The organism is Litchfieldella anticariensis FP35 = DSM 16096 (genome assembly GCF_000409775.1).
In the GTDB taxonomy this organism is placed as follows: Bacteria; Pseudomonadota; Gammaproteobacteria; order Pseudomonadales; family Halomonadaceae; genus Litchfieldella; species Litchfieldella anticariensis.
This window is the reverse complement of sequence record NZ_KE332380.1, coordinates 1-1,961: the sequence shown is the minus strand read 5'-3', so window position 1 is coordinate 1,961 and position 1,961 is coordinate 1. Positions and strand designations below refer to the sequence as shown.

General features: G+C 57.1%; 2 rRNA genes. Both read left to right on the top strand.

From position 1 onward, the window contains the following. Positions 1-1,662, top strand: a 23S ribosomal RNA gene (locus L861_RS06825); the annotation flags it as partial. A 141-nt stretch (positions 1,663-1,803) separates the two neighbouring features. Continuing rightward, positions 1,804-1,919 (top strand): 5S ribosomal RNA (gene rrf, locus L861_RS06820). Positions 1,920-1,961: the final 42 nt, after the last annotated feature.

Here is a 1,961-nt window from a genome sequence, read left to right as displayed (position 1 = left end):
ATCACGAGTGCGAATGCTGACATGAGTAACGACAAGGGGCGTGAAAAACGCCCCCGCCGGAAGACCAAGGGTTTCTGTTCGACGCTAATCGGAGCAGAGTGAGTCGGCCCCTAAGGCGAGGCCGAAAGGCGTAGTCGATGGGAAACGGGTCAATATTCCCGTACCTCACAGCATTGCGATGGGGGGACGAAGAAGGCTAGGCGGGCCAGGCGTTGGTTGTCCTGGTGAAAGCATGTAGGCTGGGATCTCAGGCAAATCCGGGATCCCAAGGCCGAGACGCGAGACGAAGGCACTACGGTGCCGAAGTCGTCGATGCCACGCTTCCAGGAAAAGCCTCTAAGCTTCAGATGCTGTGGGACCGTACCCCAAACCGACACAGGTGGTCAGGTAGAGAATACCCAGGCGCTTGAGAGAACTCGGGTGAAGGAACTAGGCAAAATGGTGCCGTAACTTCGGGAGAAGGCACGCCGCACTAGCGTGATGGGACTCGCTCCCTAAGCGCGAAGCGGTCGAAGATACCAGGTGGCTGCAACTGTTTATTAAAAACACAGCACTCTGCTAACGCGCAAGCGGACGTATAGGGTGTGACGCCTGCCCGGTGCCGGAAGGTTAAGTGATGGTGTTAGCTTAGGCGAAGCTCCTGATCGAAGCCCCGGTAAACGGCGGCCGTAACTATAACGGTCCTAAGGTAGCGAAATTCCTTGTCGGGTAAGTTCCGACCTGCACGAATGGCGTAATGATGGCCACGCTGTCTCCACCCGAGACTCAGTGAAATTGAAATCGCAGTGAAGATGCTGTGTACCCGCGGCTAGACGGAAAGACCCCGTGAACCTTTACTATAGCTTCACACTGGATGCTGATGTTGCTTGTGTAGGATAGCTGGGAGGCTAGGAAGCCCGGACGCCAGTTCGGGTGGAGCCAACCTTGAAATACCAGCCTGGCATCATTGGCGTTCTAACTTGGGCCCGTTATCCGGGTCGAGGACAGTGTGTGGTGGGTAGTTTGACTGGGGCGGTCTCCTCCCAAAGCGTAACGGAGGAGCACGAAGGTACCCTCAGCACGGTTGGAAATCGTGCATTGAGTGCAAGAGCATAAGGGTGCTTGACTGCGAGACAGACACGTCGAGCAGGTACGAAAGTAGGTTCTAGTGATCCGGTGGTTCTGTATGGAAGGGCCATCGCTCAACGGATAAAAGGTACTCCGGGGATAACAGGCTGATACCGCCCAAGAGTTCACATCGACGGCGGTGTTTGGCACCTCGATGTCGGCTCATCACATCCTGGGGCTGAAGTCGGTCCCAAGGGTATGGCTGTTCGCCATTTAAAGTGGTACGCGAGCTGGGTTTAGAACGTCGTGAGACAGTTCGGTCCCTATCTGCCGTGGGCGTTGGAAGTTTGCGAAGGGCTGCTCCTAGTACGAGAGGACCGGAGTGGACGCACCTCTGGTGTTCCGGTTGTCACGCCAGTGGCATTGCCGGGTAGCTAAGTGCGGACGGGATAACCGCTGAAAGCATCTAAGCGGGAAGCCCCCTTCAAGATGAGACTTCCCTGAGGCTTGAGCCTCCTGAAGGGCCCAGCGAGACGAGCTGGTTGATAGGCACGGTGTGGAAGCGCTGCAAGGCGTTGAGCTAACGTGTACTAATGGCCCGTGAGGCTTGACCATATAACCCCAAGGGGTCTGCGCATGACGCAGGCAATTGACGGATACGCGGCGCAAGCCGGAGACGTATCGTCGGCATGATTCACGAGGTGGTGCCGGAGGTGTCCTGAGGGGCACGGGACGGCAGCACTTCACCAGTTTACGCCTGACGACCATAGCGTGCGGGAACCACCTGATCCCATGCCGAACTCAGCAGTGAAACCGCTCAGCGCCGATGGTAGTGTGGGGTCTCCCCATGTGAGAGTAGGTCATCGTCAGGCACTTCTTCCGACCCCCCAGCCTTACAGAGGCTGGGGGGTTTT